The organism is Paraburkholderia rhizosphaerae, assembly GCF_004366595.1.
Taxonomy (GTDB): domain Bacteria; phylum Pseudomonadota; class Gammaproteobacteria; order Burkholderiales; family Burkholderiaceae; genus Paraburkholderia; species Paraburkholderia rhizosphaerae.
Genome location: NZ_SORE01000013.1, coordinates 126,043 through 150,543, shown reverse-complemented (window position 1 = coordinate 150,543; position 24,501 = coordinate 126,043). Strand labels below are relative to the sequence as shown.

Here is a 24,501-nt window from a genome sequence, read left to right as displayed (position 1 = left end):
CGCGAGGGTCAACCGCGCCCGTGCCACTGCCTGGGCGATCGTGCGTTAAGCCGCGTTACGCGAACGCCTGCCGCCGCGTCGACACGAACGCGAGGTAACACAATGCGCCGATGGCGAGTGCAGGCAAGGTCGCGCCGACATTCGGCAGCCACTGGTTGATCGCCTGATAGGCGCCAATGCCGATCGCCCACGCGACGAACGCGCTCACGTGCCAGCCGACGCAATAGCCGTAGCGCCCCTGCGGGTCGCCGAGCACCGCGACGTCGATGCGCCGCTTGCGGACGATGAAGTGATCGACAAGCACCACGCCAAATAGCGGTGCGAACACCGAGCCGATCAGCAGCAGAAAGTTCTGATACTTCGCCATCGGCACGATCAGGGCGATCAGCGTGCACAGTGCGCCGAATGCCGCGGATAGCATCGGCACGCTCGAGCGCCGCCAGAATGTGCCGGTCGACACCGCGGCTGAGTGGATGTCGGCGAACGCGTTGTCGGTTTCGTCGATCAGCACCAGCAGCAGCGCAAGACCACCGCCTGCCTGGGCGAGCGCGGTGGTCAGCAGCGCATCTCCGCCTCCTGCCGTGAGCCCGTATATCGCGCCGAGCGCATAGAACCAGATGTTTGCAATGCCGTAGCCGAGCAGCGTGCCGCGGAAGGTTTCGCCGGCGCGGCGTCCGAAGCGCGTGTAGTCGGCGATCAGCGGCAGCCACGACAGCGGCATCGCGACCACCAGGTCGATCGCGACACCCGACGACATTTCGCCAGTGCCGGGGCGATGCAGCAGTTCGGTGATGTCATGCTTCGCGAGCACGGCCCACGTGAGCCAGCCCGCGCCCGCGAGCAGTAGCCAGATGCCCCAGGTGCGCAGAAAGCGCCGCACGAACGATAGCGGGCCGCTGATCGCGAGCAGCGTCGCGAGCACGCCGAACAGCACGGTCCACACGAGTGGCATCGCGATACCGAACGCTTGTCGCGCGAGCGCATCGGCCGAATCGCGCATCACGATCACTTCGAACGAGCCCCAGCCGACCAGCTGGATGACGTTGAGCACCGCGGGCACCGATGCGCCGCGTACGCCGAGCGTCGGGCGCAGCGACGACATCGCGGCGAGCCCGGTGTCGGTGCCGATCACGCCGGCGAGCGCGAGCAGCACCACCCCGAGCGCAGTGCCGATCACGATGACGACCAGCGCATGCGCCAGCGAAAGGCCGGGCACGAGCAGTGCGCCCGCCTGCGCGACCAGCAGACCGATGCCGAGCGAGAACCAGAGCGCGAACGCGTCGCCGGTGCGAAACGCGCGGCGCGTGTCGGGGACGGGCGACAGTGGGGCGTAGGTGGAGCCGGTATCGTCGGCGAGCGGCTCTTGGGCCATGTTCTGGGCCATTGGGTGTCTTCCTCTCTGTCTTTGTCGTGACGCTTGCGCGCGATGCCGGATGGACCCGGCCGGATGGACTCGCACGCAGTCGCCGGGCGGCGGCTGTCATAATGCGACCATGTTGGCGAACTTGCTCAGTTTGCGCCGAAAAAGCCGAGATTATCCCAAACGCCATGTTCGAAGAAACCCGTGCCAATGTTCCGCTCGCCGAACGTCTGCGGCCGCGCACCATCGATGAAGTGATCGGCCAGAAGCATCTGCTGGGTCCGAACAAGCCGCTGCGCGTCGCGTTCGAGTCCGGCGAGGCGCATTCGATGATCCTTTGGGGACCGCCCGGCGTCGGCAAGACCACGCTCGCACGGCTGATGGCGGATGCGTTTGATGCGGAGTTCATCGCGTTGTCGGCGGTGCTGTCGGGCGTGAAGGATATTCGTGAAGCGGTCGAGGTCGCGCAGGTGCATCGTGCGCATGGGCGGCAGACGCTGGTGTTTGTCGATGAAGTGCATCGTTTCAACAAGAGCCAGCAGGACGCGTTTTTGCCGCACGTCGAATCGGGGTTGTTCGTGTTCGTCGGTGCGACGACCGAGAATCCATCGTTCGAGGTGAACAGTGCATTGCTGTCGCGCGCGGCAGTGTACGTGCTGAAGAGCCTCGATGCGGACGAACTGCGTGAACTGCTCGAACGTGCGCAGCAGGAACTGGGCGGCCTCGCGTTCACTGACGAAGCAAGCGGCGCGCTGATCGGTTCCGCGGACGGAGACGGCCGCAAGCTGCTGAACAATCTCGAGATCGTCGCGCGGGCAGCGGCCCAGCAGAAGACCACCGAAATCGACGGCGCGCTGCTCGGCAGCGCGCTCGCGGAAAATCTGCGCCGCTTCGACAAGGGCGGCGACGCGTTTTACGACCAGATCAGTGCGTTGCACAAGTCGGTACGCGGCAGCAATCCGGACGGCGCGCTGTACTGGTTCTGCCGGATGCTCGACGGCGGCGCGGATCCGCGTTATCTCGCGCGCCGCATCGTGCGCATGGCGTGGGAAGACATTGGTATCGCGGACCCGCGTGCCGCGCGCATCGCGCTCGATGCGGCCGAAACTTACGAGCGCCTTGGTTCGCCGGAGGGCGAGCTTGCGCTTGCGCAGGCCATTATCTACATGGCGATCGCGCCGAAATCGAACGCGGGCTATATGGCTTATAACGAGGCGCGCGCATTCGTCGGCAAGGACCAGTCGCGCGCGGTGCCGATTCATTTGCGCAACGCGCCGACGCGGCTGATGAAAGAGCTCGGCTATGGCCACGAGTACCGCTATGCGCATGACGAACCGGACGCGTATGCGGCCGGCGAGACCTATTTGCCGGACGGGATGCGCGAGCCGCACTGGTACCGCCCGACGCCGCGCGGGCTCGAGGGGAAGATTGGCGAGAAGCTCGCGCGCCTCGCCGAACTCGACGACGCATGGCGCAGCGAGCACAAGCCGAAGAAGGGCTGAGCCGCGCCGCCTTTGCCGCTCGCGCGGGGGCGGTGCGCGTGCACATCGGCCGTTCACGCCGGTGCGCTAAAATCGCAGCTTCACACAACGAACTTCCCCCTCGTCATGCTCGACATCCAGTTGCTGCGCAAAGATCTTGACGGCGTCGCGAAACGCCTCGCCGGCCGCGGCTATACCCTCGACGTCGCTGCGTTCTCCTCGCTTGAAGCGGAGCGCCGCGCGATTCAGACCCGCACCGAAGAGTTGCAGGCACGCCGCAATAGCTTGTCGAAGCAGATTGGCGCGATGAAAGGGCGCGGCGAGGACACGTCGGCGGTGATGGCCGAAGTGAGCGGGCTGGGCGACGAGATGAAGGCATCGGCGGTGCAGCTGGAAGTGATTCAGAGCCGCCTGTCGGACCTGATGCTCGGCGTGCCGAACGTGCCGCACGAGAGCGTGCCGGTGGGCAACGATGAAACTGGCAATGTCGAGGCGCGCCGCTGGGGCACGCCGCGTCAGTTCGACTTCGACGTGAAAGACCATGTCGATGTCGGCACGCCGCTGGGCCTCGATTTCGAAACCGGCGCGAAGCTGGCCGGCGCGCGCTTCACGATGCTGCGTGGGCCGATTGCGCGGCTGCATCGTGCGCTTGCGCAGTTCATGATCGACACGCATACGCAGCAGCACGGGTATACGGAAATCTATACGCCTTACATCGTGAATCCGGAGATTCTGTACGGCACCGGCCAACTGCCGAAGTTCGCGGACGATATGTTCCGCGTCGAAAAGGGCGGCGGCGAGAATACGGTCACGCAGTATCTGATCTCGACGTCGGAGATTTCGCTGACTAACACCGTGCGTGACAGCATCGTCGATGCGAATGCGCTGCCGATCAAGCTGACCGCGCATTCGCCGTGCTTCCGTTCGGAGGCGGGATCGTATGGGCGCGATACGCGCGGGATGATTCGCCAGCACCAGTTCGATAAGGTCGAGATGGTGCAGATCGTCGCGCCGGAGACGTCGTATGACGCGCTTGAGCAGATGGTCGTGCATGCGGAAACGATTCTGCAGAAGCTCGAGTTGCCGTATCGGGTGCTTACGCTTTGCACGGGCGATATGGGGTTCTCGGCGGCGAAGACTTACGACCTCGAAGTGTGGCTGCCCGCGCAGAACACTTATCGCGAGATCTCGAGCTGTTCGAATACCGAGGCGTTTCAGGCGCGGCGGATGCAGGCGCGGTTCCGCAATGCGCAGGGCAAGCCGGAGCTTGTGCATACGTTGAACGGATCGGGGCTCGCGGTCGGGCGCACACTGGTCGCGGTGCTGGAGAACTTCCAGAATGCGGATGGTTCGGTGACGGTGCCGGTCGTGTTGCGGCCTTATCTGGGTGGGATCGAGCGGTTGGAAGTGCCGGCTGCGGGTTGAGGCCTTTGATGCGTTCGATCTGATTGCTCGGGGCGGCACAAAAAAGCTTGGAAACCCGATTCAACTGTTCTATAATCTTCGCTTCGCCGAGCAGCGACCCGCTTGGCGAAGCGTCCCAAATAGCTCATCAGTAGCAGGTCAAGTACTTGCCTTGAAGCGCTGTGAAGGTCTCGCTTCAAGCTCCCGCAGAATCCCAAGGAAAGGTGGCAGAGTGGTCGAATGCGCCGGACTCGAAATCCGGTGTACGGTTATACCGTACCGTGGGTTCGAATCCCACCCTTTCCGCCAGTGATATCGCCTGTTGCGTGTTTCGCGCGATGGCTCCGCAGTGTTTCCCCGCAGTGTTTCCCATTTGATTTGCCCTGTACGACAGCACGTTGCCGCTTTGGTGCGGACAATGAAAATCGGCTATGCGCTTGTATCAATACAAGAACAGAACAAGAAACGCGTGCTGAACCCGACACACTGAACTGACCCAGGCAAGGGTCGAACCGATTCTCGAAGAAAAGCAGCCGGGCGCTATTTTCGTCGCGACCGGTCCTAAACAAACTTCCCCGAAACCTCGCGCGCGGCGACACGCTCATCGTCTGCAAGCTCGGTTGCATTGCTTGATTGCTCGATACCGCTTCAGCATCGTTGAACGCCTGCAGGATCGCGGCGCTGACTTCGAAAGCCTAACCGAACACATCGATAAGAACACCCCTGCACGACGAAGGCATCCTGCTTCAGGCGTTCGGCGCATTTGCGGATATTCGATGTTGTTTGGAAAACCAAATTCTGCGTCAGATGACCGCGTTTTATCAGACGGCGTGTCGGAAGAGCTTTTCGAATCGTGATGACGCAAACTCGAGGCCTGATTACGCGAGGTTTAAACGAGAAACCTCACGCCCGGGTCCGGCGAAAGCGGTGTTCAACCGGACAGATGTCTGAATACCACCTGTCGGAGCGTCTTTCGGCCGGCAAAGGAATAGAAACGGCGGATCGGCTGTTGTCCTGTTCCTGGAGCGTGGAAAACGCCACATGGCACGAATGGTTCATACGCGCATATCATCGCGCGTGCAACCGCATCCGGGTCCCACTGGACCGATCGATCCGAATGCACCGATACAACGAGGATACGATGGAGCAACCAACATTTAGCTTCAGGCAAGCTAATCTCCTGAGAGGCATGACCAGTACGTTGAAAAACGGCGCGTGCTGGGGACTGACGATGACGTGGGTACGGTCGTGTGAATCGGGCGGCGCAAGCGCAGCCGCGATCGCGCTCGGTCAAGGGACGACGGCCCACGAGGCGTTGATCACTCATGCCGATCGTGGCAATCAGTTCCTGAGCGGCGCGTCCGGCGACAACAACATTGCAAATGGCGTGGTCATGCTTTCCAACGGCCAGTTCGATGCGGCGCGCGATACGCAAGCCGACGGAGCGGTCAGTTCGCACGCTGGAGTATCGAAGAGCAAGTCGATGGCGATTGCCGCTGCGTTGTTAAGCAAGGCGGACGACTACTACGGTCTGTTGATTATTTCTCTCGCCGGCGGCCGGCACGCGATGGCTGTGACCAAACGCGGCAGTGAATGGGCATTGTTCGACCCGAACTACGGGACATGGAGGTACTCCGGCAATGACGCGCTGACGAAGTTTCCGGGCTTGCTGAAGGACAACTTCGACAGCTACAAAGTCACCGAAGTGAATCTCTACAAGCTGACGAGGTTGTTTTAAAGCGGTTCGGGTCGAAAGACCTCAGTTCGTGATCCGAACTGGAGCCGTTTGCCATTGTTCGCAATGGTGAACGGTTCTGAATCAACCGGTCGAATTCAATTGATTCGCGATCCTGTACATCTGAAAGATAAGAAGCGAATCCGTATTCCTGGTAAGCGACGAACTGGTGTCTGTCGTTTTACTTTGTGGAGCTCGATATTCGCTCATTTGCTCCAGGCTCAATCGTGCCCGAGGTGACCACGCGCCGGCGTGCCGATATCAAACGGACTGCACCGGTGAGCGACGAACCAGCGTTCCGACATTATCCGGCCGGCGAGCGTGCAACGTATGTCCCTGTCCATCCGCAATAGCGTCTGTGATCGTGGACAACACCTTACGCAGCAAGCCCCTCAAGTTTGTCATTTTCATGTCGTTTACGTGGCATGCGCCGCGTCACGCATGATTCAAACAGCATATCGACGCAGAGCGATACCCAGAGTCGCCAGACGACCTTTGGGCCAAACCTATAAAACACTGCCCCTCCGACAAAGCAATGAGACACTACATCGCCATTCTTGCCCTCGTTGGCACGCTATTGACTTCCGGTTGCGCCACCGTCGCCAACATGTCGCCATCGATATCATCCAGTTCCGTCGACACAACGAAGAACTCCTACGCGCTGATGACGGTCACCCTCAAGAACGCATACCACACCAGCTACCAACCCAGCCCGATCGTCGTTCACCTCGAACGCGGCGCCGCCGATTCCCGCGCGGACCGCCTGAATTTCAAATTCGATGACCAGGCAACGACCACCAGCGACTTCGGCAATCATTATTTCGTTCGCCTCCCGCTGGCGCCCGGAAAATATGTCATTCGCGGCATCACGGGCCAGAGCGGCATCTTCCCGTTCCACGGCATGTTCTTCACGCCGCTTCACGAGAGCATCGAAATCAAGCCGAATTCGATCGTGTATCTTGGGCACATCGATGCGACGGTCGTCGAGCGCAAGGACGGCGAGTTGCGCGCAGGGCCGGTCATCCCGCTGCTTGATCAGGCGGCGACGGGCTTTAGCGGCGGCACGTGGGACGTCAGCGTGTCGGACCAGTTCGACCGCGACGTGACGGATTTCAAAAAGGATTTCCCCGCGCTAAGCAATGCATCGATCGAGCGTGACGTGCTGCCCGCGTGGGACAAGCAAAAAGCGACCGAGTGGTGGGCTAGCCACTAATCGTCGATGTCGCAGTAGCCGGCGCGCGCATTCGGGATTCGTGAATCGCGCGCCGGCTCGTCCGTCGTCTTTGGCCGTTCCTCCTTCGCGCGTCTCAAGCGCCGCCGCCAGTTGCATCCCGAAGCTGCGATCTTCAAGCACTTCCCGAAACGGATTTTCACAGTCCCTCAGTGTTGCGACGCGCATAGAGCGATGTGTTATCTACGCTGCCGCAGCAAACGTCCTCCGTTCGAACCTCTCCCATCTCCGCAAGCTCCCGTCTCGAAAGCAAGCCTGACGCATCGCGTCGCCCGGCGATCCAGGTACAAAATCTGCTGGGCCCGGGTCTCGTAGTGGGCGCGTGTCTTGCGACACCTTACTTATCCCCCGATTGGCATAAGATAACCAGCGTCCACTTTCATCCGATATTTGAAATCCGATAGACCTGATGACAACCCGCGACCGGAAAACCGCATATGTCGCCGGCGACAACCCGTGTTCGCCGCAAGCCGCGACTTCATCGAATGACGCGCTCTTCAAAAGCCTCGTCGAATCGATCGATCATTGCGCGCTGGCCATCCTCGATCGCGACGGCATCGTGATCGGCTGGAACGTTGGGGCCGAGCGCCTGACCGGCCATACCCGCGCCGATGCGACGGGACGACACCTATCGTTCCTCTACGCCGGCGCAGCGGCCGAGGGTGGGCTTGCCGCGGACGCGCTTGCGCAGCGCGATCTGAGCAGCGCCGCATATCAGGGGCGCGTCGACGGCGAACGCCGGTTGCATTGCAATGGCGGCATGCCAATACGCGCCGGCGTGTCGATCGCCGCGTCAACAGACCCGGCAGGCGAACTAGCGGGCTTCAACTGCATCTTTACACCGCGCGAACCGATGTCGGATATCGACGATGCGCAACTCATCGACCCGGGCACCGAACGCTTTGCGCAAATCGTCCAGGACATCCAGGACTACGCGATTTTCATGCTCGACCGGCGCGGCAATGTCATCAGCTGGAACGCAGGCGCACAGCACATCAAGGGTTATCGCCCTGACGAGATCATCGGACGACATTTTTCAACGTTTTACTCGGCCGAAGATAAAGCCGCCGGCAAGCCCGACCGCGAACTGGTGCTGGTGGAACAGTTCGGCCGGCTCGAGGACGAAGGCTGGCGCATTCGCAAGGACGGCACGAAGTTCTGGGCGAATGTCGTGATCACCGCGCTGCGCGGCGAGGACGGGCGCTTGCGCGGCTTCGCGAAGGTCACGCGCGACGTCACCGCACGGCGCGCGCAAGAGGAGACGTTACGGCAAAGCGAGGAACGTTTCCGTCTGATGGTCGAGTCCGTGAAGGACTACGCGATTTTCATGCTGGATGCGAATGGCCATGTCGCGACATGGAACGCGGGCGCGATGCAGATCAAAGGCTATCGGCGCGACGAGATCGTCGGCCGGCACATCTCGGTGTTCTATAGCGCTGACGACAACGCCGCGCTCAAGCCGCAGCGCGAACTCGAAATTGCCGCGCGCTTCGGCCGCGTCGAAGACGAAGGCTGGCGTGTACGCAAAGACGGTTCGATGTTCTGGGCCAACGTCGTGATCACCGCGGTGCGCGACACCACCGGACATCTGCTCGGCTTCGCGAAGGTCACGCGTGACATGAGCGAACGAAAACGGCTTGAGGAACTCGAGGTGTCGAGCCGCCGCATGAGCGAGTTTCTCGCCACCCTCGCACACGAACTGCGCAATCCGCTTGCGCCGGTGCGTAACGCGGTCAGCGCGATGCAGATCGCGCCGAACAGCGATCCGCTGCTGCGCCAATGCCGCGATGTGATCGACCGGCAGATCGGCCACCTGACGCGCCTTGTCGACGATCTGCTCGACATCGGCCGTATTACGACCGGCAAGATCGAACTGCGCATCGCGTCCGTCGATGTGCAGGATGTCGTCACACGCAGCGTCGAAGCCGCGCGCCCGTTCACCGACGCACGTGGCCAGACGATTCGCGTCGTCATGCCGGCCACGCCGCTGGTGGTGCGCGGCGATCTGACCCGCCTCGTGCAGGTGCTGCAGAACCTGTTGAACAACGCATCGAAGTTTTCCCCGAACGGCACGCAGATTTCAATCCACGTCGCGACCGAGCGCCGCTCCGTCGTGGTGCGTGTGAAGGACCAGGGACGCGGCATTGCGCAGAGCGCGCTAGATTCGATCTTCGATTTGTTCACGCAGGAGGGCCATGCGCAGAACCCGACCGACACGGGCCTCGGCATCGGACTCACGCTGTGCCGCTCGCTCGTCGAGCTGCATGGCGGTGCGATCGTCGCGGCCAGCGCGGGACGCGGGCGCGGCAGCACATTCACGGTGCGGTTGCCGCTCGCGCCCGGCGTGGAGGTCCATCACGACGACACGCTGCCTGCGACCGCGACCACCGTGAACGGCGAAGGGCTACGCGTACTGGTGGTCGACGACAATCGCGATTCCGCGGACAGTCTCGCCGTGCTGCTCGAGATGAAAGGACATGAGGCACGCGTCGCGTACGACGGCAATGGCGCACTAGCGGCGGCCAAGGCGTACCTGCCGCATCTGGTGCTGACCGACCTCGCGATGCCCAACGTCGATGGTTTTGGCCTGCTGCGCGAGCTGCGCTCGAATCCGAAACTGTCCCTCACACGTGTGGTCGCGATGTCCGGATTTGGTCAGTCAAGCGACCGCGAGCAATCGCTCGCGGCGGGCTTCGATGCGCATCTCGTGAAGCCACTGGAAATCGACGTGCTGGATGAGTTGCTTGATAGCGTGTCGCGTCCCCGTCCCGCGTCAAATCATTGATCGCATGTCGATGCAGAAAAATAAGAATCTTCCATAAAAATCGCATGCGGCATAAGAATAAATAAGATTCAAAAATCATGAGATAGGCGAAATCTCATACAAGTTTGGAGAACTTTGTAATCGTCTGGCTTTTCGGCCGAGGAACCTCTTTACTAACGGGTACTTTGTGCCTAGGATTAAGTTGCATTTTTTTCTCAAGCCAATCGAATAGCAATGTAAATGCTTCCCGCTATCGCATTAAGGGTGATAGCGAACCTTTTGAGATGTGTGCCGCATTGGGTGCGAATCGAATCGGACTCCCCAGTTCCCTATTAAACGCATCAGAACAAGTTGTTGAAGTCGTCAGTGTTTCAAACGATCGACGCGTCGAATGGTCTGCTCAGGCATCTGCACCGCCCGTGTTTCAGCCGGCATTCCGCGTCATCACCAGGCAGGCAAATCAGGTTGTCTTGTGCGAGCGTCGACGAGGAACGTAAGCCATGAAGATCGCCATCTTTGCCATCGCGAACGCGGTTGCCGCTCGTCTTAACCAGTTGATGGGTTCAGGGTTGGCGCCGTGGTTGGCCCGATCGTGGACCGCGTCGCTGGCCCCCGTGCCGGACCCGCGGCAACGCATCGCGCTCAACGCGGCCACACCGTTGTTGCACGCCTCGTCAGTCACAGGCGTCGATCCGGCGAAGCGGGCGGGCACCATATCGCGGGCTGGGGTCCGCATCGGCCGGCTGACGCGCGCATGGCGGCTGATCGTCAGGCGGCGCGCGGCCGGGGGGGGTGCGGACCTGTCGTCCGTATTCGCGCCGCTTGAACACGCACCGGTTGCGGCGATTATCGTGGACCGGCACGGCTGCATCGCGCGCGCGAACCTACACGCCGAACGGCTGTTCCAATGTCCACGCAGCGATCTTGCCGGACTACCGGCGGAACGACTCGTTCCGCACCTGCTGAGCGCCGCGCACGAACCGCCCAATCCGCTGATGGCGCCGGGCGCGCAGGAAGCCGTGCAAACGCGCGAGATCCGCGCAAAGCGCCGTGATGGCACGTTGTTTCCGGTTGAAGTCGTCACGCGCGAACTCCACAATGGCGACGATATCGCGACACTCGCTTTCATCACCGACCGGACCGAGCGCTACGAGCTCAAGCGCGATCGCCAGGAACTCGCGCATCTGACGCGCGTGTCGACACTCGGCGAACTCGCCGGTTCGCTCGCGCACGAACTGAACCAGCCGCTCACTGCAATCCTGAGCAACGTTCAGGCAGCGCAGCGTTTCATCGATCTCGATCCGCCGGATCTCACCGAGGTCCGCGAGATTCTCAAGGACATCGTCGACGACAGCTGCCGCGCAAGCGAAGTGATTCGCCGCATTCGCGCATTCGTGAAGAAAGATGAACTCGAACTCGTGCGGCTCGATGTCGGCGACGTGCTGCGCGACGTGATGCAACTCGTGCATAGCGATGCAATCGTGCGTGGCGTGCATCTGTCGGTCGATATCGACGATGCGCTGCCGCCGGTACGCGGCGACAAGATTCAATTGCAGCAGGTCGTGCTAAACCTCGTGATCAATGCGTTCGACGCAGTCAGTGACCGCGACGCGCTCGAACGCGTGGTGACCGCATTTGCGGGCCTCGATCGCGACGGCAACGTGCGCGTCGCGATTCGCGATCGCGGCACAGGCATCGCCGCCGATCGGCTCGAGCGAATCTTCAAACCATTCGTCACGTCGAAACCGCACGGTCTCGGTCTCGGTCTGTCGATCAGCCGCTCGATCGTCGAGATGCATCGCGGGCGGCTGTGGGCCGAAAACAATGCCGACAAGGGCATGACCTTCTATCTCGTGTTACCGCCATGGAGCGTGCCGGAAGCGGCGCGGTGATCACGATGAACGAGCGCAACATGTGCGATGCAACGGTGTATGTGGTGGACGACGAAGCTAGCGTGCGCCGTGCGCTCACGCGGCTGATCCAGTCGGCGGGCTACCGTGTCGATGCCTACGGCGCGGCCGATGAATTTCTGGCGCGCGTGCCGCTACGCGAGCCCGATGCAACCGTCGCGCAAGATGATGGCCCTGCCTGCATCGTACTCGACGTGCAAATGCCCGGCCTGAGCGGACTCGAGTTGCAGCGCGAACTACCGCCGTCGTTGCCGATCATTTTTCTGACCGGCCACGGCGACATTGCGATGACAGTCGGCGCACTCAAGGCCGGCGCCGCCGATTTCCTGACCAAGCCAGTACGCGACGACGATCTGCTCCACGCAATCGCGCAAGCGCTTGCCCGTTCCACCGACGCGTTGCAGAGCCTGCGCGAATTGCACGAACTGAAGAGCCGCGTCGAACGCCTGACGCCACGCGAGCGAGAAGTGATGGACCTTGTCGTGCTGGGTCGCTTAAACAAGCAGGTCGCCTGCGAACTCGGCACCGTCGAGAAGACGGTGAAAGCACATCGCGCGCGCGTGATGCAGAAGATGGAAGTGAACTCGCTTGCCGAGCTGGTGCGCGTCGCCGACAAGGTCGCGCGCGCCGGCACGACGCGCGATCCGGATTCGCACGACTGAGCTTCACCCGCTGCTGCAAAGCATCTCCAACTGTTTCGCAATCCATCTGAATCGCGCCGTACGGGACCAAGGTCCAATATCGCTGTCGCGCGCTGTCTCATAGTCTATTGCTGGGAACGCCGTCGCAGACGTCTGCATGCGCGTTGCCGGTCACCGGACTATTCAAAATGGGCACTGCCAAGCCATTCGTTGTAGTGGTCGACGACGATGCATCGGTGGGCCGGGCGATCAAACGATTGTTGCGCTCCGTCGGGATCGTGGCTGACACGTTCGCGAGCGGCGACGAATTTCTGGACACCTTGTCGTCCATGCCCTCGTATCGCCCGGACTGCGTGATTCTCGACGTGCAGATGCCTGGTTCGAACGGACTCGAAGTCCAGCGGCGGCTGGCGGGTCAGCGTGTGCCGGTGATTTTCATCACCGCGCACGACGACGCCGGCGTTCGCGACGAAGCGCTCGCCGCGGGCGCGGTCGCCTATCTGCGCAAGCCCTTTAACGACGCACTGTTTATCCGCACGGTCTGCGCGGCGCTGAAAATCGAAGCGCCGCGTTGACGCTCGCGGCCGCCTTCTAACACATCGGCGCAGCTATTGGACCAAGGTCCAATTGTCTTCGACCCTGGGCACTTCCAATATGGACAACATCACACTTGCCTTCTGATCGACGGCAGGCGTCGAGGCGCGTCCACGCGCTGCGCACAGGCGGCGAATCAGGCGGGCACGAGAGGCAATAAGACTGATCAAGGATACAAAGAGATGAAACCAGCGATCCGAATCGCGCCTGTGCAGGCGGCACGCGCACCGGCGATTCCGGCAGCCGCGGCTAAAGCATTCAATGAGCGTAATGATCAGGCGGAGCAAACATAATGAATCGATCGTTTGAGCGCGACGCGCAACGGTCGCGTGCCGTGATCATGGGCCGGCGCGCGCGCTGGTGGCTGCCGCTTGCCGCTGCTGCGGCGCTGTTCGCGGGCTGCAAGAAGGCGCCCACGGAAGCGCCGCGGCCACCCGTCGAAGTGACCGTCGTCACGGTCGAGCAGAAGGCCACACCGGTCGATTTCGAATTCACCGCGCAAACGGAAAGCTCGCGCCAGGTCGAGATCCGTGCACGTGTCGACGGCTTTCTCGGCAAGCGGATGTACACGGAAGGCGACCTCGTGCACGAAGGGCAGGTGATGTTCGTGATGGACCGCAAACCGTTCGAAGCGGCGTTGCAGACCGCGAAGGGCGAACTCGCGCAGCAGCAGGCGCGACTCACGGTGACCAAGGCGAATCTGGCGCGCGTCGTGCCGCTTGCCGCGCAAAACGCATTGAGCAAGAAGGATCTCGACGATGCGGTCGGTAACGAGAAAGAAGCGGAAGCCGCGGTGATCGCCGCGAAAGGCCAGGTGCAGACCGCCGAACTCAACCTCAGCTATACGGTCATCAAGTCGCCGCTGCTTGGCCTGTCGAGCTATGCGCGTCAGCAGGAAGGTGCGTATGTGACACCGACCCAGGGCGGGTTGCTCACGTACGTGTACCAGCTCGATCCGATCTGGGTGAACTTCAGCATCTCCGAAAACGAGTTGCTGCGCTATCGCGAGCAGATTGCGAAGGGGCAACTGCGTTTCCCGCCGGAAAACAAGTTCGATGTGTCGGTGATTCTGGCCGACGGTTCGATCTATCCCGGGGTGGGCCATATCGATTTCACGAACCCCGCGTTCAGCTCGGAGACCGGCACGTTCCTCGTGCGTGCGGTATTTGCTAATCCGAAAGGCACGTTGCGTCCTGGCCAGTTCGTACGCGCGCGCGTATCCGGCGCGGTGCGCCCGGACGCGATCCTCGTGCCGCAACGCGCGGTGCTGCAGGGCGCGAAAAGCCACTTCCTGTGGGTGCTCGATAGCGAATCGAAGCCCCGCCAGCGGGTCGTCGAGGTCGGGGATTGGCATGGCGACAATTGGTTCATCACGCAAGGCTTGCGCGCGGGCGAGCGGGTCATCGTCGATGGCGCGATTCGCGTGAACACAGATTCGACGATCAAGATCGTCAGCGCAGTGGCGCCGGATGGTCCTGGACCGAAACCACCCGCCAGCGCACCGGCGGCCGCCTCCAGCGCGAGCGCGTCGTCGCATGAACGGCAACACGGGCAGCACGACGGGCCGCAGCTAGCACAGCGGCGCCCGGACGGCAGCACGCGCAATCGCGCAGGCGACAGCGTGATCAGGTGAGCGAGCCCAGCCGATGAATATCTCCCACTTCTGTATCGACCGGCCGATCTTCGCGTCGGTCATTTCGATCATCATCACGCTGGGCGGCGCGCTGACGATGCTGTCGCTGCCCATTGCGCAGTATCCGGACATCACGCCGCCGCAGATCACCGTGTCCGCCACATATCCGGGCGCGAGCGCGGACGTGGTCGCGAACAACGTTGCCGCGCCGATCGAGCAGCAGGTCAACGGCGCGGACAACATGATCTACATGAGCTCGTCGAGCTCGTCGACCGGCAACCTGTCGCTCAATGTGTACTTCGAGATCGGCACGAACCCGGAACTCGCGCAGGTCGACGTGCAGAACCGCGTGAACCTCGCGTTGCCGCAATTGCCGCAGTCGGTGCAGGCGCAGGGCGTATCGGTGCAGAAAAAGTCGCAGGCGTTCATGATGGTGATCGCGATCTATTCGCCGACCGAACGCTATAACTCGACCTACATTGCGAACTACGCGAACATCTATGTGCTCGACGCGTTAAAGCGCATCCCTGGCGCGAACCAGTCGAGTATCTTTGGTACGCCTGACTACGCGATGCGGATCTGGTTGCGACCTGACCGGATGGCGCAATTGGGCATCACCGCGGCCGATGTGCAAACCGCGGTCGCCAACCAGAACCAGCAGTACGCGGTCGGCAGTATCGGGCAGTCGCCTACCGGAAAAACGGTCGAGCAGTCGTTTGCGGTCACGACCACCGGGCGGCTCACCGAACCGTCCGAGTTCGAGAACATCATCATCCGCGCGGAAAGCGGCGGCGCCGCGATCGTGCGTCTGAAAGACATCGGCCGCGCGGAACTTGGCCAGAAGGATTATTCGATCCGCAGCAAATTCCAGGGCAAGCCCGCCACCGTGATCGCCGTCTATCAGCAGCCGGGCGCGAACGCGCTCGATGTTTCGAAGGCGGTGCGCAAGACGCTCGAGGAGATGAAGAAGACGTTCCCGGAAGGGATCGACTACAAGATCGCGATGGATACCACCGAGTTCACGCGCGCGTCGATCTCGGATGTGGTCCACACGTTCTTCGAAGCAGTCGTGCTGGTGGTGATCGTCGTATTCGTGTTCCTGCAGAGCTTCCGCGCGACACTGATTCCGGTGCTTGCGGTGCCGGTGTCGATTGTCGGCACGTTCATGGGGATGGCCGCACTCGGCTTCTCGATCAACATGCTGACCTTGTTCGGCATGGTGCTGGCCATTGGTATCGTCGTTGACGATGCGATCGTCGTGATCGAAAACGTCGAGCGCAACATGACCGTGCTCAAGCTCGACCCGAAGACCGCCGCGAAGCGCGCAATGGACGAGGTCGCGGGCCCGGTCGTCGCAATCGTGCTGGTGCTGTGCGCGGTGTTCGTGCCGGTCGCGTTTATCGGCGGCATTACCGGCCAGATGTACAAGCAGTTCGCGATCACCATCGCGATTTCAGTGGTGATCTCCGGCTTCGTCGCGCTGACGCTGTCGCCTGCGCTCGCAGCGCTGCTGCTTAAGCCGGGTCACGGCGAGAAGCGGGGCTTCTTCCGCTGGTTCGACAACCAGTTTGCGCGGATGACTGCCGGCTACACGCGCGCGGTTCGACTGATCATCAAACGCTTCGTGATCGGCCTGCTGATCTTTGCCGGTGTGATCGCGCTCGCGGTGTGGATGATGCGCACGATTCCCGGCGCGTTCCTGCCGCCGGAGGACCAGGGTTATCTGCTTGGCGCGGTGATCATGCCCGATGCGGCGAGCCTCGATCGTACCGGCGAGGTGTCGCAGCACGTGACCGACTATTTCATGAACGAGCCGGCGGTCGACAGCATCACCGTGATCGATGGCTATAGCCTGCTCGACAGCCAGACCAAGAACAACTCGTCGACGTTCTTTGTCGGCTTCAAGTCGTTCGAAGAGCGCTATACGCGCGCGAACATTCGCACGCAGAATGCGCGGGCGGTGCTGATCAATGCCTACAAGGCGCTGTCGCAGGTGCGGGAAGGGATTATCGTGCCGTTGAATCCGCCCGCGATTCCGGGCCTCGGCACGACCGGCGGCACCGAAGTATGGATTCAGAGCAAGGGCGATGCGACGGTGGCGCAGTACGCGGCGGTGGTCGCGGACTTCGTCGCAAAGGCGAAGCAGCGGCCCGAGCTTTCCGGCGTCACGTCGACGTTCAATGCGTCATCGCAGCAATTGCTGGTGAACGTCGATCGCGACAAGGCCACCACGCTCGGTGTGCCGGTCGAGGCGGTCTACAGCGCAATGCAGACGATGTTCGGCTCGCTGTACGTGTCGCAGTTCAATCGCAACAGCCGGCTATGGCAGGTCATCCTGCAGGCCGAACCGACCTATCGCCTCAGGCCGGAAGATCTGACCCAGGTGTTCGTGCGCAGCAGCTCCAACCAGATGGTGCCGTTGAAGTCGGTGGTGACGTACAAGTACGTGACCGGTCCGGATCTGATCACCCGCTTTAACAACTACCCGGCCGTCAAGATCACGACCAACGCGGCGCCCGGCTTCAGCTCGGGGCAGGTGATCCAGACACTCGAGCAGATCGGCGCGCAGATGCCCGAAGGCTATAGCCTCGCGTGGAGCGGCGAAGCGTTTGAGGCGAAGCAGTCCGGCGGCACGTCGGGACTCGTGTTCGTGTTCGGCCTCGTGATGGTGTTCCTGATCCTCGCCGCGCAATACGAGAAGTGGAACCTGCCGGTAGGCGTGTTGATGGCGGTGCCGTTCGCGATCTTCGGCGCACTGCTGGCGATTCTGTTGCGTGGACTGAACAACGACGTGTACTTCCAGATCGGCCTGACGATGCTGGTCGCACTCGCCGCGAAGAACGCGATTCTGATTTTCGAGTTTGCGGTATTGAACCGGCATAGCGGCAAGTCGGTGTACGACGCGACGATGACCGCGGCGGAAGAGCGGCTGCGCCCGATCGTGATGACCTCGCTCGCATTCATTCTCGGCTGCGTGCCGCTCGCGATCGCGACCGGCGCATCGGCGAACAGCCGTCATTCGATCGGCACCGGCGTGATTGGCGGGATGCTGGGCGCGACGGCGATCGCGGTGTTCTTCATCCCGATGTTCTACTACGTGCTCGAGACGCTGTCCGACAAGCGCAAAGGCAAGAAGAAGGCGGGTGTGGCAGGCGATGTGCCGCCGTCCGAGCCGCCATCGGGCCCGGGCCCGGGCCCGACCTCGGGCGGCCCGACTGAGCCGCCCGCGGGGCCGACGGGGCCAACGACTCCGGCAGCGCCGGGCGGCCCGCACGTGACACCGTCCGCCCGTCGCGAGGGTGAATGACATGCGACATTCACTACGCACGATGGGCGCCGCGTCGGTTCTTGCGTTCGGCCTGTCCGGCTGTCTGCTCGGGCCGAACTACCAGCGGCCGGTGATCGACACACCCGCGACGTTCCGCTTCCAGGAAGGCGAAGCCGCCGATCTCGCGAACACCGAATGGTGGAAGCAGTTCAACGACCCGGTGCTCAACGATCTGATCGCGACGGCGCTCGCCGACAACAAGGATGTGAAGGTCGCCGCCGCGCGCGTCGACCAGTTCCTCGGCCAGTTCTGGAGCACCCGCTCGGCGCTGTTTCCGCAAGTCAGCGCCGGCTTCAGCGCGGGGCGCGAGCGCATTAGCCAGGTCGGGCCGACGCCGATCTTGTCGAATGGCGCGATTTTCAACGACTTTCAGGCGACGCTCAACGCGTCATGGGAAATCGATCTGTTCGGCCGCAACCGGCGTCTCACCGAATCGGCGCGCGCGAGCCTGCTGTCGACCGAAGAAGGCCGGCGCGCGACGATCCTCGCGCTGGTTTCGTCGGTGGCGCAATCGTATATCGCGCTGCTGAGTCTCGACCAGCAACTGCAGATTGCGAAAGCCACCACGCAAAGCCGTGCCGAGTCGGTGCACGTGTTCGAACTGCGTTTCCAGGGCGGCGAGGTGTCGCAGATGGAACTTGCGCAAAGCCAGTCCGAATATGAAGCGTCGGCGGCGACGATTCCGCAGCTCGAAGCGCAGATTGCGCAGCAGGAGGACGCGTTGTCCGTGCTGCTCGGCCACAACCCGGGGCCGATCCTGCGCGGCCGCGAACTGTCGGCGCTCGCGTCGCCGGCCGTGCCGGCGGGCCTGCCGTCGGATCTGCTGCAACGCCGCCCGGATCTTCGTCAGGCCGAACAGGATCTGGTGGCCGCGAATGCGCTGATCGGCGCCGCGCGCGCGTTGTATTTCCCGCAGATCTCGCTGACCGGACTGCTCGGCACCGAGAGCCTCGCGTTTTCGAACCTGTTTACCGGTCCGTCGAAGATATGGGCGTTCGCCGGTTCGGTCGCGCAGCCGATCTTCACCGGCGGCAACATCACCGGCCAGGTGAAGTCGGCCGAGGCGCAGCAGCAACAGGCGCTATACACGTATCAGAAGGCGATCCAGACCGCGTTCCAGGAAGTCGACGATGCGCTGATTTCATCGCAGAAGTTGCGTGAGCAACTGGTGGTTCAAGGACGCCAGGTCGACGCGCTGCGCACGTACTCGCATATGGCGCGGCTGCGTTACGAGGGCGGCTACACCAGCTACATCGAAGTGCTCGATGCGGAGCGCAGTCTGTTCAATGCGGAGTTGAGCGAGACGCAAACCCGGCAGGCGGTGCTGACCTCGTTCGTGTCGTTATACAGGGCGATGGGCGGTGGATGGGTGATCGAGGCGGAAAAGATGACGACACAACAATCGTCGGCCACTGATACCGGCGCCGGCTCCAGCGCGCCGCCGGCATCGGGCGTGGCGCCCGCGGAGAACGTCAAATGAATACGCCACCCGGCGTTCAGGAAACCGACGCGGCCCGTTCAGCCGGTGTGATCGCGTGCCACGAATGCGATCTGCTGCAACGCGAGCGGCCGTTGCCAGTGAACGGTGTGCTGCGCTGCTGCCGCTGCGGCGCGGCACTTTACCGCCGTCACGGGCCCGGGCTTGATCGCGCGCTTGCATACGCGGTTGCCGCGCTTGCGCTGTTCGTGCTCGCGAATGCGTTTCCGATTGTCGGGTTGTCGGTGAATGGCGACCTCGTTGAAACCACGCTGTTCGGCTCGGTCCGCGTGTTGTATCGCGATGGGATGTGGCCGCTCGCGGCGCTGATCTTCGTCACGACGCTGCTGATGCCGGCAGTGCAGGCGGCGGGCATCGTCTGGCTATTGCTGCCGTTGCGGTTCGGGCGCCGGCCGTATTGCGCGGAACCGGTGTTCCGCATGCTGCATGTCGCGCAAGCTTGGGGAATGACGGAGGTGCTGATCCTCGGCTTGCTGGTGGCGCTCGTGAAGCTCGCGCATATCGCGAGCGTGGTGCCCGATATCGCGCTGTGGTCGTTCGGCGCACTGATGCTGCTGCTGGCCGCGGCGGCGGCCGCGTTCGATCCGCGCGATCTGTGGGCGCGTCTCGAAGCGTTGCCTGCGGCGGGTCAGGGCGGCCGGCCCGAGGTCGCCGCGCGCGGCCACGCGGCCGCTGCGCCGTTGCTCGCGCGTACCGCCGCCGGCAGCGGACGCTGCGTGTGCCACGACTGCGGCCTACTATCCGCGCCGCTCGCCAACGTAGAGGGTCACGACTTGCGCTGCACGCGCTGCGGCAGCCGTCTGCATCTGCGCAAGCCGAACAGCCTCGCGCGCACGTGGGCTTTCCTGATCGCCGCGCTGGTGCTGTATCTGCCGGCGAACCTGCTGCCGGTGATGCACACCAGTTCGCTGTTCGGCGCGCAGAAGGACACGATCATGAGCGGCGTCGTCTATCTATGGACGTCCGGCTCGTGGCCGCTCGCGGTGCTGGTGTTTATCGCGAGCATCGCGGTGCCGATGCTGAAAATCATCGCGATCGCGTTTCTCGCCGGCTCGGCGAACCTCGGCTCCAGCTGGCAGCCGGTGCAACGCGCACGGATCTACCGGATTGTCGAACTGGTCGGCCGCTGGTCGATGCTCGACATCTATGTGATCGCGATCCTGACCGCGCTCGTGCAGTTCAACGCACTCGCGACGATCACCGCAGGGCCGGCCGCGGTCGCGTTCGGCGCGGTCGTCGTCTTGACAATGTTTGCCGCGATGTCGTTCGACCCGCGGCTGATCTGGGATACAAAGGCACACGCTCATGGCGCGACCTCCTGATTCACCGCCGCCCGACCTTCCGGACGCGCTCGCCGTGCCGCGTGCGCGCTGGCGTGTCCAGTGGATCTGGCTGGTGCCGCTGGTCGCCGTGCTGATCGGCGCGTGGCTCGCGGCGCGGACGATTCTCGAGCAAGGCCCGACCATCACGATCAGCTTCAAGACCGGCGAAGGCCTGGAGGCGGGTAAGACCAAGATCAAGTTCAAGGACGTCGATATCGGCGTCGTCAAGACCGTCGCGCTGTCGAAGGACTTTTCGCACGTGATCGCGACCGCGGAACTTACGCCTGACGCATCGAGCATGCTGCGCGACGATACGCGCTTCTGGGTGGTCCGCCCGCGCGTATCCGGCGGCACGGTGTCGGGCATTAGCACGCTGTTGTCCGGCGCGTATATCGGCATGGATATCGGCAAGAAGAAAAACGAGCGGCGCGATTTCGTCGGTCTCGAGACGCCGCCGGTGTTCGCCAGCGACGTGCCGGGCCGCGAGTACGTGCTCAAGAGCGAGGACCTTGGCTCGGTCGATGTCGGCTCGCCGATCTACTTCCGCCGCCTTCAGGTCGGACAGGTGACCGCGTACGAACTGGATCCGAATGGCAGGGGCGTCACGATGCGCGTGTTCGTCAACGCGCCGTACGACCGTTTCGTCACCGCCGATACGCGCTTCTGGCATGCGAGCGGGGTTGACGTCTCGCTCAGTACGGAGGGCGTTAAGGTCAATACACAGTCGCTGGTGTCGATCCTGATCGGCGGTCTTGCGTTCCAGTCGGTGCCCGGCGCGCCCGACGAGCCGCCCGCGCCTGCGCATACGAGCTTCCAGCTCTTTAGCGACCGCACCGAAGCGATGAAGATGCATGATCGCATCGTCGAGACCTACGTGTTCAATTTCAAGGAGTCCGTCCGTGGACTCGTGGTCGGCGCGCCGGTTGAGTTCCGCGGCATTCAGATTGGCGAGGTCGAAGCGATCCATACGCGCTTCGATCCGGACACCAGACAGTTCAGCATTCCGGTTCAGATCAAGCTCTATCCGGAGCGCTTCACGTCGCGTTACGAAAACGAGCCGCGCGGCGGCAGACTGGCGCGCTCGCCGCGCGAAATGGCCGACTTCCTCGTGTCGCGCGGCATGCGCGGCCAATTGAAGACGGGCAGTCTGATCACCGGCCAGCTGTATATCGCGCTCGACTTCTTCCCGAACGCGCCGAAGGCCGAAGTGGACTGGGATCGCAAACCGCCTGAGTTGCCGACCGTGCCGAGCGGTCTGCAATCGCTGCAGGAATCGGTCTCGGAACTGATGGTGCGGATGAACAAGATTCCGTTCGAGGCGATCGGCAAGAACGCGCAGCGGACGCTCGCGCGTGCCGATACGCTGCTGCAAAGCTTCGACACGCAACTGGTGCCGCAGGCGAGCGACGCGTTGACGGCAGCGCGCACCACGCTCAATTCGGCGAATTCCGCGCTGCAACCCGATTCGGCGTTGCAGCAGGACACCGCCGACGCGATTCGCGAGCTGTCGCGCACCGCGTCGGCGCTGCGTTCGCTCGCCGAGTATCTCGAACGTCATCCGGAGGCATTGATCCGGGGCAAAGCGGAGGATGGAAAGTGATGCGTTCGATGCGCAGGCGTGATGGGGATGAGCGAATCACAGGCACTCGCGCGAGTGCGCTGCGCGGTGCGCGCGGGCGGACGGCGCAGCGGGTGCTCGCGTTGGTCGCGTTCGCGGCATTGCTGGCGTCCGGTGGCTGCAAGTCGCCGAATTCGACGTTCTATACGCTGAGCCCCGATGCGTCACTCGAGCACACCGGCGCGCCGCTGCGCACGGCGGTTGTGGTTGGACCGGTGACCATTCCGGAACTGGTGGACCGGCCGCAACTCGTCACGCGCGTGTCCGACAACGAAGTCGCGCTGAACGAATTCGCGCGCTGGGGCGAGCCGCTCAAGAGCGGCATCGCGCGCACGATCGCGGCCGACCTCGGGCAACTGCTCGGTGCCGAACAGGTGTCGGTGCTGGGGCAGGCGGCGCTTGTCCAGGAGGCGTACCGCGTGCGGGTGGACATCGTGCGCTTCGATTCCGCGCCGGGCGACGCGGTGACCATCGACGCGCAGTGGGTCGTGCGCGTGCCCGGCAAGGCGCTGCCGGTGTCCGGCCGGACCGTCGCGCGCGAACCGGTCGGCACGGCCAGCGATGACGCGCTGGTCGCGGCTCACAGCCGCGCGCTGGCGGCAGTCAGTCGCGACATAGCGGCGGCCATCCGCGGCGCACAGTCGTCCTGATGCGCACGCCGCGCATGCGCCGTGCGTCGCGCAGTCTTTCTGGTCAGGCGGCTTCGCTTGCACGTCGTTGCCGATGAAAAGCGCGCTCTTCCATGTTGTCGTGTTTCTCGGCGCGGCGCTCGTCGTCGTGCCGTTGTCGATCCGGCTCGGCTTTGGCGCGGTGCTTGGCTATCTGCTTGCGGGCGTGCTGATCGGCCCGGCCGTCCTGAAGCTCGTGACTCACGTCGACGCGATCCTGCACTTCTCGGAACTGGGCATCGTGCTGATGATGTTCGTGATCGGCCTCGAGATGCATGTCGGACGGCTCTGGGCGATGCGACGGACCATTTTTGGCTATGGCGGCATGCAGATGGTTTTATGCGCCGGGCTGCTGACGGCGATCTTTCTGATGTTCGGCTCGCGTTGGCAAATCGCGTTAACGGCGGGTCTCGCGCTCGCGCTATCGTCGACCGCTATGGCGGTGTCCGAGTTGCAGCAGCGCGGCCAGATGAACACGCGCGCGGGCGAAGCCGCATTCGGCATCCTGCTGTTTCAGGATCTGGCGGCGATTCCGCTGATCGCGTTGATGCCGCTGCTGAGCCCGCTCGACGTCGGCGGAAGCGCCGCGGAGAACTGGATCGCGACCGGCAAAGCGCTGGCGATGCTGGCCGCGGTCGTGCTGGTTGGCCGTGTCGCATTGCGCCGCGGCTTGCGCATGGTGTCACGCACCGGCGCGCCGGAAATCTTCACCGCATTCGCACTTTTATGGGTGATCGGTGTCGCGTTGCTGTTTCGCAGCGTGCATCTGTCGGCGTCGCTTGGCGCGTTTCTGGCTGGCGTGTTGCTCGCGGATTCCGGCTATCAGCAGAAGGTCGAAGCGGATATCGCGCCGTTCAAGGGCCTGTTGCTCGGGCTTTTCTTTATCGCGATCGGCATGTCGATCGACCTCGACGTGCTCGTCAGCGACACGCGGCGCGTGCTGGTCGTCGTCGCGGCGGTGGTCGGCGTCAAGGCCGCGGCGCTCTGGCTGCTCGCGCGGCGCTTTAACGTGCCGCGCGGGCAGCGCGCGTACTTCGCGCTGCTGCTGTCGCAGGGCGGCGAGTTCGCGTTCGTCGTGATGGCTTCCGCGCTGGCGGTGCGCGTGGTCGAGCCGCGCGCGTCAGCTGTCGTGACGCTGGCCGTCGTGCTGTCGATGATCACCACGCCGCTTCTGCTGTTGCCTTTCCGGCGCCGCTTGCCGCCGGCGCCGCCAGCGGTTGCGGGCGCGGCGACAATCGGCATCGGCGCAGCGGCGGCGAGCCATCCCGATCGCCACGATGCACCCGGCTGAGAAATGCGCGGCGTTCAGACTCG

At 63.0% G+C, this 24,501-nt stretch carries 16 protein-coding genes and 1 tRNA gene; 16 read left to right on the top strand and 1 reads right to left on the bottom strand.

Annotation, left to right across the window (positions count from 1 at the left end; genetic code table 11):
- Window positions 1-55: 55 nt before the first annotated feature.
- A complete protein-coding gene (cytX, locus tag BX592_RS18580) occupies window positions 56-1,372 on the bottom strand; it encodes a putative hydroxymethylpyrimidine transporter CytX (RefSeq protein ID WP_134193327.1) in 1,317 nt (438 codons plus the stop codon).
- 176 nt (window positions 1,373-1,548) lie between these two features.
- Between cytX and BX592_RS18575 the strand changes: the two genes are divergently transcribed.
- The 16 genes from BX592_RS18575 to BX592_RS18500 all read left to right on the top strand — a co-directional run bounded on the left by BX592_RS18575 (window position 1,549) and on the right by BX592_RS18500 (window position 24,478).
- The gene (locus BX592_RS18575) at window positions 1,549-2,862 is read left to right on the top strand and encodes a replication-associated recombination protein A (protein WP_134193266.1); all 1,314 of its coding nucleotides are present in this window, start codon (window positions 1,549-1,551) and stop codon (window positions 2,860-2,862) included.
- A 105-nt stretch (window positions 2,863-2,967) separates the two neighbouring features.
- A complete protein-coding gene (serS, locus tag BX592_RS18570) occupies window positions 2,968-4,266 on the top strand; it encodes a serine--tRNA ligase (protein ID WP_134193265.1) in 1,299 nt (432 codons plus the stop codon).
- Between the two features lie 197 nt (window positions 4,267-4,463).
- Window positions 4,464-4,554: transfer RNA gene (locus BX592_RS18565), tRNA-Ser, on the top strand.
- A gap of 547 nt (window positions 4,555-5,101) precedes the next feature.
- On the top strand, window positions 5,102-5,983 hold the full coding sequence (locus BX592_RS33910; protein WP_134193264.1) for a YopT-type cysteine protease domain-containing protein: 882 nt from the start codon (window positions 5,102-5,104) through the stop codon (window positions 5,981-5,983).
- A 532-nt stretch (window positions 5,984-6,515) separates the two neighbouring features.
- Window positions 6,516-7,193, top strand: a complete 678-nt coding sequence (locus tag BX592_RS18555; RefSeq protein ID WP_134193263.1) for a hypothetical protein — start codon at window positions 6,516-6,518, stop codon at window positions 7,191-7,193.
- Window positions 7,194-7,620: 427 nt separating this feature from the next.
- On the top strand, window positions 7,621-9,996 hold the full coding sequence (locus BX592_RS18550) for a PAS domain S-box protein (RefSeq protein ID WP_134193262.1): 2,376 nt from the start codon (window positions 7,621-7,623) through the stop codon (window positions 9,994-9,996).
- 479 nt (window positions 9,997-10,475) lie between these two features.
- A complete protein-coding gene (locus BX592_RS18545) occupies window positions 10,476-11,867 on the top strand; it encodes a two-component system sensor histidine kinase NtrB (protein ID WP_243849608.1) in 1,392 nt (463 codons plus the stop codon).
- Window positions 11,868-11,872: 5 nt separating this feature from the next.
- Complete coding sequence (locus tag BX592_RS18540) at window positions 11,873-12,547, top strand: response regulator transcription factor (protein ID WP_377681547.1); 675 nt, start codon at window positions 11,873-11,875, stop codon at window positions 12,545-12,547.
- Window positions 12,548-12,714: 167 nt separating this feature from the next.
- A complete protein-coding gene (locus BX592_RS18535) occupies window positions 12,715-13,101 on the top strand; it encodes a response regulator transcription factor (protein ID WP_134193261.1) in 387 nt (128 codons plus the stop codon).
- 359 nt (window positions 13,102-13,460) lie between these two features.
- Window positions 13,461-14,753: an efflux RND transporter periplasmic adaptor subunit gene (locus BX592_RS18530; protein ID WP_243849617.1), complete on the top strand. Its 1,293-nt coding sequence runs from the start codon at window positions 13,461-13,463 to the stop codon at window positions 14,751-14,753.
- Between the two features lie 13 nt (window positions 14,754-14,766).
- Complete coding sequence (locus BX592_RS18525; RefSeq protein WP_134193259.1) at window positions 14,767-18,060, top strand: efflux RND transporter permease subunit; 3,294 nt, start codon at window positions 14,767-14,769, stop codon at window positions 18,058-18,060.
- A 1-nt stretch (window position 18,061) separates the two neighbouring features.
- On the top strand, window positions 18,062-19,561 hold the full coding sequence (locus BX592_RS18520) for an efflux transporter outer membrane subunit (RefSeq protein ID WP_134193258.1): 1,500 nt from the start codon (window positions 18,062-18,064) through the stop codon (window positions 19,559-19,561).
- Window positions 19,558-20,901, top strand: coding sequence for a paraquat-inducible protein A (locus BX592_RS18515; RefSeq protein WP_134193257.1), 1,344 nt, complete (start codon window positions 19,558-19,560; stop codon window positions 20,899-20,901). Before BX592_RS18520 ends, BX592_RS18515 begins: the two co-directional genes overlap by 4 nt.
- A complete protein-coding gene (locus tag BX592_RS18510; protein WP_134193256.1) occupies window positions 20,885-22,501 on the top strand; it encodes a PqiB family protein in 1,617 nt (538 codons plus the stop codon). Before BX592_RS18515 ends, BX592_RS18510 begins: the two co-directional genes overlap by 17 nt.
- Before the next feature lie 92 nt (window positions 22,502-22,593).
- Window positions 22,594-23,169, top strand: coding sequence for a PqiC family protein (locus BX592_RS18505; RefSeq protein ID WP_377681542.1), 576 nt, complete (start codon window positions 22,594-22,596; stop codon window positions 23,167-23,169).
- A 73-nt stretch (window positions 23,170-23,242) separates the two neighbouring features.
- Window positions 23,243-24,478 carry a monovalent cation:proton antiporter-2 (CPA2) family protein gene (locus tag BX592_RS18500; protein WP_134193255.1) on the top strand — a complete coding sequence of 412 codons (1,236 nt, stop codon included), beginning with the start codon at window positions 23,243-23,245 and terminating at the stop codon, window positions 24,476-24,478.
- Window positions 24,479-24,501 lie beyond the last annotated feature (23 nt).